Source organism: Arthrobacter sulfonylureivorans, from assembly GCF_047607445.1.
GTDB classification, from domain to species: domain Bacteria; phylum Actinomycetota; class Actinomycetes; order Actinomycetales; family Micrococcaceae; genus Crystallibacter; species Crystallibacter sulfonylureivorans_A.
On sequence record NZ_JBLKRT010000001.1, the window covers coordinates 188,299 to 202,660 of the forward strand.

11 protein-coding genes and 1 tRNA gene are annotated in these 14,362 nt (G+C 66.0%); 8 read left to right on the top strand and 4 right to left on the bottom strand.

The annotated features are described in order from the left end of the window. Positions 1-46: 46 nt before the first annotated feature. Complete coding sequence (locus ACMX2H_RS00855; protein WP_414958521.1) at positions 47-475, top strand: HIT family protein; 429 nt, start codon at positions 47-49, stop codon at positions 473-475. A gap of 13 nt (positions 476-488) precedes the next feature. Here ACMX2H_RS00855 and hrpA read toward each other — a convergent pair whose 3' ends face one another. Beyond that, entirely contained in the window at positions 489-4,529 is a 4,041-nt protein-coding gene (gene hrpA / locus ACMX2H_RS00860) for an ATP-dependent RNA helicase HrpA (protein WP_414958522.1), read from the bottom strand. Between the two features lie 369 nt (positions 4,530-4,898). On the opposite strand from hrpA, the gene ACMX2H_RS00865 reads away from it, so the two are divergent. The 3 genes from ACMX2H_RS00865 to ACMX2H_RS00875 all read left to right on the top strand — a co-directional run bounded on the left by ACMX2H_RS00865 (position 4,899) and on the right by ACMX2H_RS00875 (position 7,684). Next, positions 4,899-5,888 carry an ABC transporter substrate-binding protein gene (locus ACMX2H_RS00865; RefSeq protein ID WP_414958570.1) on the top strand — a complete coding sequence of 330 codons (990 nt, stop codon included), beginning with the start codon at positions 4,899-4,901 and terminating at the stop codon, positions 5,886-5,888. 106 nt (positions 5,889-5,994) lie between these two features. Beyond that, a complete protein-coding gene (locus ACMX2H_RS00870) occupies positions 5,995-6,894 on the top strand; it encodes an ABC transporter permease (RefSeq protein ID WP_414958523.1) in 900 nt (299 codons plus the stop codon). 1 nt (position 6,895) lies between these two features. Next, positions 6,896-7,684, top strand: a complete 789-nt coding sequence (locus tag ACMX2H_RS00875) for an ABC transporter ATP-binding protein (RefSeq protein ID WP_136787569.1) — start codon at positions 6,896-6,898, stop codon at positions 7,682-7,684. Between the two features lie 56 nt (positions 7,685-7,740). On the opposite strand, the gene ACMX2H_RS00880 is transcribed toward ACMX2H_RS00875, so the two are convergent. Beyond that, positions 7,741-8,718: a helix-turn-helix transcriptional regulator gene (locus ACMX2H_RS00880; RefSeq protein WP_414958524.1), complete on the bottom strand. Its 978-nt coding sequence runs from the start codon at positions 8,716-8,718 to the stop codon at positions 7,741-7,743. Positions 8,719-8,948: 230 nt separating this feature from the next. Between ACMX2H_RS00880 and ACMX2H_RS00885 the strand changes: the two genes are divergently transcribed. Next, positions 8,949-9,506 carry a DinB family protein gene (locus ACMX2H_RS00885; protein WP_414958525.1) on the top strand — a complete coding sequence of 186 codons (558 nt, stop codon included), beginning with the start codon at positions 8,949-8,951 and terminating at the stop codon, positions 9,504-9,506. Positions 9,507-9,599: 93 nt separating this feature from the next. On the opposite strand, the gene ACMX2H_RS00890 is transcribed toward ACMX2H_RS00885, so the two are convergent. After that, positions 9,600-9,767, bottom strand: a complete 168-nt coding sequence (locus ACMX2H_RS00890; RefSeq protein ID WP_414958526.1) for a hypothetical protein — start codon at positions 9,765-9,767, stop codon at positions 9,600-9,602. A gap of 81 nt (positions 9,768-9,848) precedes the next feature. Between ACMX2H_RS00890 and ACMX2H_RS00895 the strand changes: the two genes are divergently transcribed. Continuing rightward, positions 9,849-10,871, top strand: coding sequence for a GlxA family transcriptional regulator (locus ACMX2H_RS00895; protein ID WP_414958527.1), 1,023 nt, complete (start codon positions 9,849-9,851; stop codon positions 10,869-10,871). 60 nt (positions 10,872-10,931) lie between these two features. Here ACMX2H_RS00895 and ACMX2H_RS00900 read toward each other — a convergent pair. Further along, positions 10,932-11,004, bottom strand: a tRNA-Arg gene (locus ACMX2H_RS00900). Between the two features lie 203 nt (positions 11,005-11,207). Here ACMX2H_RS00900 and argS point away from each other — a divergent pair. Continuing rightward, positions 11,208-12,851: an arginine--tRNA ligase gene (gene argS / locus ACMX2H_RS00905; protein ID WP_414958528.1), complete on the top strand. Its 1,644-nt coding sequence runs from the start codon at positions 11,208-11,210 to the stop codon at positions 12,849-12,851. Continuing rightward, entirely contained in the window at positions 12,851-14,320 is a 1,470-nt protein-coding gene (lysA, locus tag ACMX2H_RS00910; RefSeq protein WP_414958529.1) for a diaminopimelate decarboxylase, read from the top strand. The genes argS and lysA overlap by 1 nt, the downstream gene beginning before the upstream one ends. Positions 14,321-14,362 lie beyond the last annotated feature (42 nt).

Here is a 14,362-nt window from a genome sequence, read left to right on the forward strand (position 1 = left end):
CTGACTGACTCCCTGACTGACTGACTCACTGACAAGGATGGCGTACATGAGCACACTCTTCACCAAGATTATCGACGGCGAGATCCCCGGCCGCTTCGTCTGGAAGGACGACGACGTGGTGGCTTTCCTGAGTATCGGCCCGCTCGCGGACGGGCATGCGCTGGTGGTGCCGCGGCAGGAAGTGGACCGCTGGACCGATGCCCCGGCCGACCTGCTGCAGAAGCTCACCTCGGTCGCGCAGACCATCGGCAAGGCCCAGGTGGAGGCCTTCGGCGCCGAGCGTGCCGGCTTGATCATTGCTGGCTTCGAGGTGGACCACCTGCACCTGCATGTCTGGCCGTCGAATTCCCAGGAAGAGTTCGACTTCAAACGGGCCCAGCAGAATCCCGATCCGGACGTGATGGAGGAATCCGCCAAGCGACTCCGGGCGGCGCTTCGCGACGCCGGCCACGGGGACTTCGTCCCGGCAGACTAACTGGCGGCAGGCCCTACGCGAGCGCCTCGTGCAGGGCCTGCCGGACGCGCTTCTCGGACACCGAGAAGGCGGTGCCGAGTTCCTGCGCGAAGAAGCTGATCCGCAGTTCCTCGAGCATCCAGCGCACCTTGTCCAGGCCGGAACCGTCCAGGTTGCCGGGCTTCAGCGCGGCCCGGGCGTCGTCATACTCGTCTTCGAGGCGTTGCACCACGGCCATGTGCTGCGCGTCCCGGCCGACGGCCGTGGGCAGTTTCTGCAGCCTGCGTTCAATTCCGGCCAGGTAGCGCGGTAGCTGGCTCAGCTGGGCGTAGCCGGTGGCTGCCACAAACCCGGGGTAGACCAGCTGCTCCAGTTGGCTCTTGATGTCGGAGAGCGGGCTGATCAGGGCCAGGCTGGCGTTGGATTTCAGTTCCTTCTGGATCCGCCGTGCACTGGAGAGGATCTTCTCCACGATCGCGGTCACGGTGAACACGGTGTCGATCAGTTCGGCGCGGACCTGCTCGTACAGCGCATCAAACCCTGCCTTGGTGAACGGCAGCTCGGCGGGCACCAGCTTGTCCACCGCTGCCTGCGTGCAGTCGTCGATCAACGACGCCACCGAACCGTGCGGGTTCTGCGTGAACGTCAGTTTCTCCGTGTTGTTCAGGTGGTCCAGCACGTACCGCTGCGGCGAGGGAACGCGCAGCACCAGCAACCGGATGAGACCTGCGCGCATGGCGGCCTGCTGGCTGGACGGGGTCTGGAAGACCCGCACGCCCGCGGTGGCGCCCTCGTCCACCAGCGCCGGATATCCGGTCACGGTGTGGCCGGCCACGTCGCGCTTTACCTCCCGGGGAAGGTCGCCGTCCGGCCAGACGGTCAGCCCGCTGCGTTCCTGCACACCGGCCTGCGTGGGGGAGTCCGACGACGGTGCGCCTGCACCGGGGGCGGCTACAGCCGCAGCTGCCTGCCTGCCTGCCTGCTTGCCATGTTTCTTGCCGGCGGCGCCGCGGCCCGGTGGTCGACCAAGGCCGCTCGCGGCCGCGTGGAGACCCGGTGTCGCGCCCAGCGACTCGGCGATCGCTCGCCGGTTGGCCGGCGCCAAGTCCTGCTGCAGCGCCGCCAGGTCCTTGGACTCGTCCAGCACTTTGCCCTTGCCGTCCTGCACCTGGAAGGTCACCCTCAGGTGCGGCGGCACGGTGTCCCAGTTCCAGGAACCGGGCGGGATGATGTGACCCTTCAGCCGGCGCAGCACCAGTTCCAGCGAGGGCTCCAGCGCGTCCTCGGCCGGATTGAAGTCCGCCGCCAGGGCTGCCGCCGCGCTCCGGGCGACGTCGGGAGCCGGGACAAAGTTCTTACGGATCTGCTTCGGCAGCGACTTGATCAGCGCGGTCAGCAATTCCACCCGCAGCCCCGGGATCTGCCAGCGGAAGGGGGCATCATCGAGCTGGTTCAGGAACAGGACCGGCACGTGCACGGTCACGCCGTCGGACGGATTCGGGGCGGCGCCGGGTGCCACCGGTGAGAATTCGTAGCTCAGCGGCAGCTCGAAGGATCCCTGCTGCCAGACCTTCGGGAACGCCGAGGCATCCAGTTCCTCGGCATCGGCGGCCAGCACGGCGTCGGGATCGAAATCGAGCAGCGTCGGATCGTTCGCACGCGCGTCCTTCCACCACTTGTCGAAGTGCCGTTCCGAGACCACGTCGGGGCCGATCCGCTCGTTGTAGAACTCGAACAGCGTTTCGTCGTCCACGCGCAGGTCGCGGCGGCGCATCCGGGTCTCCAGTTCCTCCACCTCGGCCAGCAGCCTGCGGTTGCGGTGGAAGAACTTGTGGTGCGTGCGCCAGTCGCCCTCCACCAGGGCATGGCGGATGAACAGCTCGCGGCTGAGTTCCCGGTCGATCCGGCCGTACTGGATCCGCCGCTGCGGCACGATCGGCACGCCGTACAGCGTGACCTTCTCGTAGGCCATCACCGAGCCCGTCTTCTTGGACCAGTGCGGTTCCGAATACGTTCGCTTGCACAGCTGCGGCGCAATCTCTTCGGCCCAGCCGGGGTCGAAGGTCGCCGCCACCCGGGCCCAGAGCCGCGACGTTTCCACCAGTTCGGCCGCCATCACCCAGTCCGGGGACTTCTTGAACAGCGCGGAGCCAGGGAAGATGGCGAACCGGGTCCCGCGGGCGCCGGCGTATTCGCGTTTGCGTTCCTCGTACACGCCGATGTGGCTGAGCAAACCGGCCAGCAGGGACTTGTGGATGTCATCGTGCTTGCCCACCGGGTCCACGTCCCGCCCGGACCCCAGCGTGATGCCCAGCGGCTTGGCCAGCTGCCGCAGCTGCGCAAACAGGTCCTGCCACTCCCGGACCCGCAGGTAGTTGATGAACTCAGTACGGCAGAGTTTGCGGAACTGGGTGGAGGAGAGCTCCTGCTGCTTCTCCTGCAGATAGCGCCACAGGTTCAGCACGCCGGTGAAGTCGGACTTCTCGTCCACGAAGCGCTTGTGCTTCTCGGTGGCCTGCTGCTGCTGATCGGTAGGGCGTTCCCTCGGGTCCTGGATGGTCAGCGCCGCTGCCAGCACCATCACCTCGCGCACGCATCCGCGCTGGCCGGCCTCGACAATCATCCGGCCCAACCGCGGGTCCACCGGCAACAGCGCCAGCTTACGTCCGACGGCGGTGAGCCCGGGTTTCGCCCGGTCTCCACGCGGCGCCGGCGCGCCCGGTGATCGACCAAGCGCAGCGCGTGGAGATCCGACCACCGAAGTGCCGGGTTCGGGCAGGGCGCCAAGTTCACGCAGGAGCGTGACGCCGTCGTTGATGGCGCGGGTCTCGGGCGGTTCCACGAACGGGAACGCCTCGATGTCCTTGGAGTCCCGTGCCACGCCCATGGCGGTCATCTGCAGGATGACGGCGGCCAGGTTGGTGCGCAGGATCTCCGGGTCGGTGAATTCGGGCCGGGAGTCGTAGTCCTCTTCGGAATAGAGCCGGATGGCAATGCCGTCGCTGACGCGGCCGCAGCGGCCCGAGCGCTGGTTGGCCGAGGCCTGCGAGATCCGTTCGATCGGCAGCCGCTGTACCTTGGTGCGGTGCGAGTAGCGGGAGATGCGCGCCGTGCCGGTGTCGATCACGTACTTGATCCCCGGGACCGTCAGCGAGGTCTCGGCCACGTTGGTGGCCAGCACAATCCGGCGCTGGCCGCCGGGGGAGAAGACACGGTGCTGCTCTGCCAGTGAGAGCCGGGCGTACAGCGGCAGGATCTGGGTGCCCGCCAGCCGGCGGTTGGTTTTCGTCCTGGCCGCCAGGGCATCGGCGGCATCGCGGATTTCGCGCTCGCCGGAGAAGAAGACCAAAATGTCCCCGGGCGCTTCCAGGGACAGTTCGTCCACGGCGTCGCAGACGGCGTCCAGCGGGTCCCGGTCTTCCTCCAGTTCATCCGCGTCCGGATCCTCGGCGGCGGAACCTGCCGGCTGGTTGAGCGGGCGGTAGCGGATCTCCACCGGGTAGGTCCGGCCGGAGACCTCGATGACGGGGGCTGGTTCGTCGTCGCTGCCGAAGTGGCGCGCGAACCGCTCCGGATCGATGGTGGCCGAGGTGATGATCACCTTCAGGTCCGGGCGCTTTGGCAGGATGCGTTTGAGGTACCCGAGGATGAAGTCGATGTTGAGGCTGCGTTCATGCGCCTCGTCGATGATGATGGTGCTGTATTTCTTCAGCAGCTTGTCGTGCTGGATCTCGGCCAGCAGGATGCCGTCGGTCATCAGCTTGATCCGGGTATCGCGTCCAACTTCACCCGTGAAACGGACCTGGAAGCCCACTTCCTGGCCGATCTTGACGTCCAGCTCTTCGGCGATCCGCTCGGCCACGGTCCTGGCCGCCAGCCGCCGGGGCTGGGTGTGGCCGATCAGGCCCTTCTCGCCCAGACCGAGCTCCAGGCACATTTTCGGGATCTGGGTGGTTTTGCCGGAACCGGTTTCGCCGGCGATGACGGTCACTTGGTTCGCGGCAATGGCCGCCATGATGTCCTCGCGCCGCTCCGAAACCGGCAGGGCAGAGGGATACGTGATATTCACAGCCATGATTGATCACAGTCTAGCGGCTGGACCGGCGGCTCCTGCCCGTCGGACGGGGGTCCAGAGCACAAGGCGTCTGGTAGACGAAAATAACTATCCGGCGACAAAGGATTGCAATTTGTCCGGTAGGAGAGACGTATCTCATATGGTTGTCCTGACCCCGCGGTCCTGATTAGACAATGTGACTCGGTTCACAGGTAAGATCTTCAGGACGCTTTCCGCAGGGATCGCCTGCCATATCTCCGGCGCCGAGGACGATGCCGTGTGTGGCGGACCGCAACAGCTGCGCCGGGGAGGGGCAGTGAGGCGGGAATGTGCCGGAGGACCGGTACGTGATGGACATTCGAAAGGAACACCGTGAAGAAACGTTCGACCATGTTTGGCCTGGGTGCAGGCCTGCTGGCCACCACCCTGCTGGTTTCCGCGTGCGGCAGCTCGGCATCGTCCGAAGGCAACGCCGCCGAAGGGGCTCCCGAATCCGTAGAAATCGGCATCAGCCAGATCGTCTCGCATCCGTCCCTGGACGCGGCCCGCGAAGGCTTCAAGAAGGCACTGGCCGACAACGGCTACGTCGACGGCGACACCGTGACCTATGACGAGCAGAACGCGCAGGGTGACCAGGCTACCGCTACCTCCATCGCCGGCAAGTTCGCCAGCGACAAGAAGGACCTCGTCCTGGCCATTGCCACGCCGACTGCACAGGCGGCAGTCCAGGCCATCGTGGATGCCCCGATCTTGTTCACCGCTGTCACCGACCCGGAGTCGGCTGACCTGGTGGAAAGCATGGACGCACCGGGCTCCAACGTCACCGGCACCTCCGACCGCAACCCGGTGGAAGAACAGCTGGCCCTGGTAAAGGAACTGAACCCTGACGCGAAGTCCGTCGGCATCGTCTACTCCTCCGGTGAGGTCAACTCCGGCGTCCAGGTCGAATGGGCCAAGGAAGCCGGTAAGAAACTGGGCCTGGAAATCAAGGAAAAGGCCATCTCCACGTCGGGTGAGGTCCAGCAGGCCGCCGAGTCCATGGACGTCGACGCGTTCTACGTGCCGACCGACAACAACGTGGTGTCCGCACTGGAATCGCTGATCCAGGTGGCCGAATCGAAGAAGATCCTCACCATCGCCGCTGAAGGCGATTCGGTGGAACGCGGCACGGTGGCCACCTACGGCATCAACTACGAAAAGCTGGGCTACCAGACCGGCGAAATGGCAGTGAAGATCCTCAAGGGCGAGGCCGATCCGGCATCGATGCCGGTGGAGACCCAGTCCGAGCTGGAGCTGTACGTTAACACGGCCGCTGCCAAGCGCATGGGCGTCACGCTGCCCGACGGTTACGCAGACAAGGCTGACCACGTCTTCGAGTAAAACGATGGCACTTCCAGCTTGAGCTGAAGAAGTTCCGCAGTCCGTCCGGTGGCCGTCACCACGGCCGCCGGACGGACCCCCACGAGAGAACCAAGGTCCTTTACCTATGATTACCGCGGTTGAGCTTGGGCTGATCTACGCGATCATGGCCCTGGGGGTCTATCTGACCTTCCGCATCCTCAATTTCCCCGACCTGACAGTCGACGGCAGCTTCACCACCGGTGCCGGCGTTGCCGCCATCAGCATCATCAACGGCATGCCGCCGGTCATGGCCACCGTCCTGGCGTTCATCGCCGGCATGGCCGCCGGCGCGGTCACCGGTCTGCTGCATACCAAGGGCAAGATCAACGGCCTGCTGGCCGGCATCCTGACCATGATCGCCCTCTATTCCATCAACCTGCGCATCATGGGCAAGTCCAATCTGCCACTGTTGCGTGAAGAAACCCTGATCACCCCGCTGCGCGAAGCGGGCATGCTCGGTGGCATCGGCGCCATCGCCATCTTCCTGCTGGTCGCGCTCGCGGTGAAGGTGATCATGGACTGGTTCCTGCATACCGACATCGGATTGGCCATGCAGGCCACCGGCGACAACGAACAGATGATCCGCAGCTTCGGCGTCAGCACCGACAACCAGAAGATTCTTGGCCTGTCGCTGTCCAATGGACTGGTAGCACTCTGCGGCGCCTTCATTGCCCAGTACCAGGGCTTCGCCGACATCGGCATGGGCATCGGCCTGATCCTGGCCGGCCTGGCCTCGGTGATCATCGGCCAGGCGATCTTCGGAACCCGCCTGATCTGGATCGCCACGCTGGCCGTGGTGCTGGGCTCGGTGCTGTACCGCGTAGTCATCCAGTTGGCCCTGCAAGCCGGGCTGGAGCCCAACGATATGAAACTGGTCTCCGCCGTGCTGGTAGTCATCGCGCTGGTCCTTCCGCAGTGGAAGGTCTTCGCCCGGGTCGGCGGGCTGGGGAAGATGAAGAAGTCGCTGATGGGAGCGAAGGGCTGACATGCTGGATATCAAGAACGTTCACAAGACCTTCTTCGCAGGCACCGTCAACGAGCGGGTGGCCCTGCAAGAGATCAACCTGTCCTTGACTGCCGGCGAGTTCGTCACGGTCATCGGCAGCAACGGCGCCGGTAAGTCGACCATCCTGAACATCACTTCCGGAAAGCTCCGCCCGGACACCGGCACGGTCAGCATCGACGGCAAGGACGTCACCAGGCTGGTCGACCACCAGCGTGCCCGCTACATCGGGCGCGTTTTCCAGGACCCGATGGCCGGCACCTCGCCGGAAATGACCATTGAAGAGAACCTGGCCATTGCCTACGAGCGCGGCAAGCGGCGGGGACTCCGGCCCGGTGTGACGCGCAAGAAGCGCGAGTTCTTCAAGGAGGAGCTGCGCTCCCTGGAACTGGGCCTGGAAAACCGGCTCAAGGCCAAGGTGGGGCTGCTCTCGGGCGGCCAGCGGCAGGCGCTGTCGCTGTTGATGGCCACTTTCAGCAGCCCCAAAATCCTGCTGCTGGACGAGCACACCGCCGCACTGGATCCGCAGCGTGCGGACCTGGTCAGCCGGCTGACGGCCGAAGTGGTGGACCGGCACCAGCTGACCACGCTGATGGTCACGCACAACATGGAGCAGGCACTGCGGCTGGGCACCCGCTTGATCATGATGCATGAGGGCCGGATCATCCTGGATCTGGACCAAGAGCAGAAGCTGAAGGCCACCGTGCCGGACCTGCTGCACGAGTTCGAAAAGATCAAGGGCGTGGTGGACGACCGCACCATGCTCCAGTAGCAACCGCGGCTCCCGGGGCAGCGGCCCATGGCAGCGCACGACGGCGGCTGTCCCACCTAGGCGGGTGGGGCGGCCGCCGTTTCCGTTCCCGCAGCCGCGGACAACCGGCCGGCAAGCTCCGCCGCTCGTTGCCGGAATTCCGCCGGTTCCAGAATCTCAAAGGCGAAGCCGACGGCGGCCAGCTGCACCAGGGGATAGTCGAGCGAATCGTAGCCGGCGCGCAGCACGGTGGCTTCGCCGTCGTCGGACAGGGAAGCGATGTTCGGCGGGATGCGCTCGGCGACGGCCTGCAGCGGAGCGTCGATACGGACCACGACGTCGAACTGGTAGGGGGACCGGGTGATCGACTGTTGGACGTAGGCCGCGAGGTCCGGCTGCGGCAGCTGCCGCGGGGTAAAGCGTTCCCGCGGCGTCGGTACGGATTCGAACCGGTCCACCCGGAAGGTACGCCAGTCCTGCCGGCCGGTATCGAAGGCCACCAAATACCAGCGGCGGCCGGTGTCCACCAGACGGTAGGGTTCGGCCAGCCGGCGGGAGGATTCACCGTCGGCCTTGGCGTAACGGAAACCGATCACGCGCCGCTCGGCAACTGCGCTGGAAATGCCGGTCAGCACCTCGGGATCCACCGCCGCAGTGGGGCCGGCCAGGGTGACCACGGCGTTCTTCAGGGTGGAGAATTTCGGTCGCAGCCGCGAGGGCAGCACCTGCTCCAGCTTGGTCAGGGCTCGCAGCGAAGCTTCACCGACGCCGGCCACCGGACTGGCCGTCACTGCGCTCAGGCCCAGCGCCACGGCCAGGGCCTCGTCGTCGTCCAGCAGCAGCGGCGGCAGTTGGGCCCCCGCGCCCAACTGGTAGCCGCCGGCCACGCCGGGGGAGGCATTGATGGGATAACCCAGGCTGCGCAATTTGCCGATGTCCCGGCGGACCGTGCGCTCGGTGACGCTCATCCGCTCGGCCAGGGCGGAACCGGTCCACTCCCGGCGCATCTGGAGCAGGGAAAGCAATTGGAGCAGCCGTGCGGACGTTTCAAGCATGGGCACCTATGTCTGAAGCCGCCGGTCCCGCGGATGCTCTCCGCTGCGGATCGGAGCCGGTATTTCCGGACCTAGCGCTCAATCTACCCGTGATTGAGGACGAGAGCTGTCCGTGATCCACGGTGGAAGGCCGGAATTCAGCCGCCCGGCACTGGGCAAGGGGCGGCCGGGCCCGCCAAGATGGACTCGAGGCTCAGTGTGGCGGCGTTTGGGGTCTGACGGGAGCAGGAATGTCCTTCAATGCGGCAGTGGAAGTAGTGGAGCAACTGTCCTGGCACTGGGACGCCCAGGCGCGGCCCCGGTTGCACGGGCTCACGGACGAGGAGTATTTCTGGGAGCCCGCCGAGGGCTGCTGGAACGTCCGCCATCGCGGCACCAGCAGCGCACAGCTGGCGGTGGGCGCCGGGGATTTCGTCATCGAGTTCGCGGTCCCGGAACCCAAGCCGCCGCCGGTAACAACGGTGGCCTGGCGCCTGAACCACATTCTGGTGGGGGTGCTTGGGAGCCGAAACGCTGCACACTTTGGCGGTCCGCCAGTAGGCTACGAGTCCTTCGAGTATCCGGGGACCGCCGCCGGGGCGCTGGCCCTGTTGGATGAGTACTACGCGCGCTGGCTCAAAGGTGTCCGCGCGCTCGGTGAGGATGGGCTTGGCCGGCCGTGCGGGCCCGCGGAGGGGCATTTTGCCGACCGGTCCATGGGTGCGCTGGTGCTGCACATCAATCGGGAGCTGATTCATCATTTGGCCGAGATTGCGCTCTTACGCGACTTGTTTGCCCACCGCCGGTAGCAAGCCAAAGCCCGGCCGGATCGGCCGGGCTTTGCTGTGGCGGTGTTGGAGGGCGGCGGTGTGAGATAGCGACGGTGTTGCACCGGTGGCGCGCTAGGCCAGTCGGGTCACCTCGGAATAGGGGCGGCTCGGGACGGAGCCCGCGGTCCAGTCGGCGTGTGAGCGTTCCGGCGGGGTTTCGCCGCGCCCGTCCCGGATGACCGATCGGACGGTGGCGACGATGACGAAGAGTGCCAATGCGGTGATCAGAAGGAGTTCCATGCCTCAATAGTGATCCTGATGAAGCAGAAAAAAGAGTGGCAGAAACGACCATAAAGCATAAAAAACTGCCATACTGGTTTCATGTTGAAAACAGTGGCTGTGGTGGTGCTGCCAGGGGCCGCACCGTTCGAGTTTGGCGTGGTCTGCGAAGTCTTCGGCATAGACCGGTCCGACCGGGGCACGGGGGTTCCGGCGTTCGACTTCCGCATCTGCACGACCGTGCCCGGGGAGGTCAGCAGCAAGCTGGGATTCTCCCTCAACGTCCCGCTGGGCTTGGAAACGGCCGCCGACGCAGACCTGGTGGTGGTTGCCCCCTACCAGCAGATGGATCAAGTCCCGGACGAACTGAAGGAAGCCCTGCATGCCGCGCATGCCCGCGGCGCCTGGGTGCTGTCCGTGTGCTCGGCGGCGTTCGTGCTGGCCGAAGCCGGGCTGCTGGACGGACGCCGTGCCACAACGCACTGGCAGTACTCCCACCAGCTGGCGGCCAGCTACCCGCAGATCGACGTCGACGAAAACGTGCTGTATGTCGAGGACGACCGCATTATCACCAGTGCCGGGACGGCAGCGGGGATCGACGCCTGCCTGCACTTGGTCCGCACCGAACTCGGAGCTTCGGTGGCAACGGCGATCGCCCGGGACATGGTGGTGCCGCCGCACCGGGCCGGAGGACAGGCACAGTACATCGACCGCCCAATGTCGCTGGCCGGCTGCCACACGCTCAAAGACCTGCTGGTGTGGCTGGACGAAAACCTGGCCCAGGACGTGACGGTTGCCCAGCTGGCGGCCAGGGTGCACATGTCGGAGCGCACCTTCGCGCGCCGGTTCCGGGCCGAAACGGGTGCCACTCCGGCAGCCTGGATCAACGCGCAGCGGGTGCTCCGCGCCCAGGAGTTGCTGGAGGAATCGGACCTGAATATCGACGAAATAGCGCGGATCACGGGATTCGGGCAGGCGGTGCTGCTGCGCCACCATTTCGCCAAGGCCGTGGGTGTGAGTCCGGCAGCCTACCGCCGCACCTTCCGGGGCAGCGGGGTCGGTAGCGGCGTCGGCAGTGGCGCAACGGCCAAGGAGCGCCAACCGGCAGCCAGCGCGGCCCGTTAAGCCGGTTAACGAAGGAATCCCCGGCCGTGGCCGGGGATTCCCCAAGTCCTGCAGTATCAGTGCCCTCGATAGGATTCGAACCTACGGCCTTCTGCTCCGGAGGCAGACGCTCTATCCCCTGAGCTACGAGGGCGTGGCACCGGCTGTTCACCTAATGCCCTGCGGGACCTACTGAGCTTATCAGTATCCGAGCCGACAGAAAAAATGCGCACCGCCGCGCGCCGGACGGGGCCGGTGCAGGGGAGCGACAGACCCGCCAGAACGGCCGGTGCGAGCCCCGTCACAGCAGGACCGCGGAAAGCCGGGTGGTACAAGCGATTGCCCTATGCTTGTTGGGTGACTCCTGAAGAACTTTCCGCTGCCATTGCCGCCTGCCTGCAGGCCGCCGTCGACGCCGGCGATTTCGCCGTCGAAATGCCGGACGAGGTCCGGGTGGAGCGACCCAAGAACCGGGAGCATGGGGACTGGGCCACCAACATTGCCATGCAGCTGGGTAAAAAGGCCGGCATGAATCCGCGCCAGTTCGCGGAGATCCTGAGCGCCCGTCTGGAGAAGATCGACGGCGTTGCCCGGGTTGAGATTGCCGGCCCCGGCTTCCTCAACATCACCGTGGATGCCGCCGCAGCCGGCGTGTTGGCCAAGAGCATCGTCGAAGCGGGCACCGGCTACGGCACCAGCGAGGAGTTGGCCGGGCAGCGCATCAACCTGGAGTTCGTCTCCGCCAACCCCACCGGCCCCATTCATCTGGGCGGCACCCGCTGGGCCGCGCTCGGCGATTCGCTGGCACGCATCCTGGTGGCGCAAGGCGCGGACGTGGCCCGCGAGTATTACTTCAACGACCACGGATCGCAGATCGACCGCTTTGCCCGTTCCCTCCTGGCGAAGGCCAAGGGCGAGGCGGCACCCGAGGACGGCTACGGCGGAGACTACATCGCCGACATTGCCAACGCCGTGCTGGAACAGAACCCCGATGCGCTCTCCGCCGCGGACCCGCAGGAAGAGTTCCGCAGCCGCGGTGTGGAGCTGATGTTCGCCGCGATCAAGAAGTCGCTGCATGAATTCGGCGTCGACTTTGACGTGTACTTCCACGAGAATTCGCTGTTCGAGGACGGTGCCGTCGAGACGTTGCTGGAAGAACTGAAAGGCTCCGGCAGCCTCTACTACAGCGACGGCGCATGGTGGCTGAAGTCCACCGACTTCGGCGACGACAAGGACCGCGTGGTCATCAAGTCCGACGGCAACGCCGCCTACATCGCCGGCGACATCGCCTACTTCAAGAACAAACGGGACCGCGGATTCGACCTGTGCATCTACATGCTCGGCGCCGACCACCACGGCTACGTCGCCCGGCTGAAGGCCGCCGCGGCGGCGATGGGCGACAGCGCCGACCGGGTGGAAGTGCTGATCGGGCAGATGGTCAACCTGGTCAAGGACGGCAAGCCGGTGCGGATGTCCAAGCGAGCCGGCACCGTGGTGACCATGGAGGACCTTGTCGACGCCGTGGGCGTGGACGCGGCCCGGTACGCCCTGACCCGCTCGCACGCGGATTCCAACATCGACATTGACTTGGACCTGCTGGTCAAGCACAGCAACGACAACCCGGTCTATTACGTGCAGTACGCGCACGCCCGGACCTGCGCCGTCGCCCGCAACGCTGCCGCCTCCGGAGTGGACCGCAGCGCGTTCGACGCATCGCTGCTGGACCACGCCACCGAGAACGAACTCCTGGCCGTGCTGGGTGCCTACCCTTCGGTGGTCGCCATGGCGGCAAAGTTCCGCGAACCACACCGCGTGGCCCGCCACCTGGAAGTCATCGCCGGCGCCTACCACCGCTGGTACGACGCCTGCCGCGTCACTCCGATTGGCGACGGCGAAGTGACCGACACGCACCGCACCCGGCTGTGGCTGAACACCGCCGTGACCCAAGTGCTGGCCAACGGCCTGGACCTGCTGGGCGTCAGCGCCCCGGAGAGGATGTAATGCCCGCTGCACATGAATCCGTCGCCGCGTCCGAGCTTGCCCCGGACTGGCTGAACTTCCCGCAGGATGCCAACATGCTGGATGCCAAACTGTGGGCCCAGGACGTAGCCCGCGGCGCAGCCGGCGAACTGGAAATCTCCGGCATCGGCGTCACCGAGCTCAAGGAGCAGTTCGGCACGCCGCTGTTTGTGGTCTCCGAGGACGACTTCCGCGCCCGGGCCCGCGCCTTCAAACAGGCATTCGACGATGCCTTCAGCTCGCTCTGCGGCGGCGTGGACGTCTATTACGCCGGCAAGGCGTTCCTGAGCGTGGAAATCGCCCGCTGGGTGGCACAGGAAGGGCTGCGGCTGGACACCTGCAGCGGCGGGGAGCTTGCCGTTGCCGCCCGCGCCGGCATCCCGGGGGAGAACCTGGGCCTGCACGGCAACAACAAGTCGGACGCCGAGATCCACCGTGCGCTGGACATGGGGCTGGGCCGCATTGTGGTGGACAGCCTGGACGAACTGGCGCGGGTCGGCGCCATCGCTGCCGCCCGCGGCGAGATGGCCAACGTCATGCTGCGGCTGACCCCCGGAGTGCACGCGCACACACACGAGTTCATTGCCACGGCGCATGAAGACCAGAAGTTCGGCCTCTCGATGGCGGGCGCGGATCCCCAGCACGACGCCGGTGCCCCGGCTCAGTCCGCTGGCTCGCCTGCCGCGCAGGCCGTGGCGGCGGCGTTGGCGCACGAGTCAATCAACCTGCTGGGCCTGCATTGCCATATCGGCTCGCAGATTTTCGAGCCCGAGGGGTTCGCGCTGGCGGCAGAGCGGTTGCTCACGTTCGTGGCACAGGTCCGGGATGAGCATGGCGTGGACCTGCATGAACTCGATCTGGGCGGCGGCTACGGCATCGCCTACACCGAAGCAGACACGCCGCGCCCGCCGGCGGAACTCGCCCACGCGATGGCCGCCGTCGTTCGCTCCGTGACCGACCGGCTGGGGATTCCGGTGCCGCGGATCTCGATTGAGCCGGGCCGCGCAATTGCCGGACCGAGCACGTTTACGCTGTACTCGGCCGGGACCCGGAAGACCGTGCAGGTGGACCTGGACGGTGGCGGCAGCAGTCCGCGGCGCTATGTGTCCGTGGACGGCGGCATGAGCGACAACGCCCGGCCGGTGCTCTACGACGCCGATTATTCCGCCGTCTTGGCGTCCCGTGTGACGGAAGCGGCGCCGATTATTTCCCGCGTGGTTGGTAAACACTGCGAGAGCGGTGACATTGTAGTCAGGAACGTTTACCTGCCCGAGGACATCGAGGCGGGGGACCTGCTGGCAGTGCCGGCGACCGGGGCCTATTGCTGGGCGCTCTCCAGCAACTACAACTATGTTGCCCGGCCGCCTGTGGTTGCCGTACGCGGCGGCGAGGCGCGGTTGATCATCCGCGGCGAAACTGAAGACGACCTGCTGGCCCGCGACCTGGGCTGAGCCCCGGCGGGCAGCAGGCAAGGCGAGTGAGACACAAAGACT

Bases quoted from the DNA above. Each gene is read 5' to 3' on its own strand.
- ACMX2H_RS00855 (WP_414958521.1), top strand. From the start codon at position 47: ATGAGCACACTCTTCACCAAGATTATCGACGGCGAGATCCCCGGCCGC.
- hrpA (WP_414958522.1), bottom strand. From the start codon at position 4,529: ATGGCTGTGAATATCACGTATCCCTCTGCCCTGCCGGTTTCGGAGCGG.
- ACMX2H_RS00865 (WP_414958570.1), top strand. From the start codon at position 4,899: ATGTTTGGCCTGGGTGCAGGCCTGCTGGCCACCACCCTGCTGGTTTCC.
- ACMX2H_RS00870 (WP_414958523.1), top strand. From the start codon at position 5,995: ATGATTACCGCGGTTGAGCTTGGGCTGATCTACGCGATCATGGCCCTG.
- ACMX2H_RS00875 (WP_136787569.1), top strand. From the start codon at position 6,896: ATGCTGGATATCAAGAACGTTCACAAGACCTTCTTCGCAGGCACCGTC.
- ACMX2H_RS00880 (WP_414958524.1), bottom strand. From the start codon at position 8,718: ATGCTTGAAACGTCCGCACGGCTGCTCCAATTGCTTTCCCTGCTCCAG.
- ACMX2H_RS00885 (WP_414958525.1), top strand. From the start codon at position 8,949: ATGTCCTTCAATGCGGCAGTGGAAGTAGTGGAGCAACTGTCCTGGCAC.
- ACMX2H_RS00890 (WP_414958526.1), bottom strand. From the start codon at position 9,767: ATGGAACTCCTTCTGATCACCGCATTGGCACTCTTCGTCATCGTCGCC.
- ACMX2H_RS00895 (WP_414958527.1), top strand. From the start codon at position 9,849: ATGTTGAAAACAGTGGCTGTGGTGGTGCTGCCAGGGGCCGCACCGTTC.
- lysA (WP_414958529.1), top strand. From the start codon at position 12,851: ATGCCCGCTGCACATGAATCCGTCGCCGCGTCCGAGCTTGCCCCGGAC.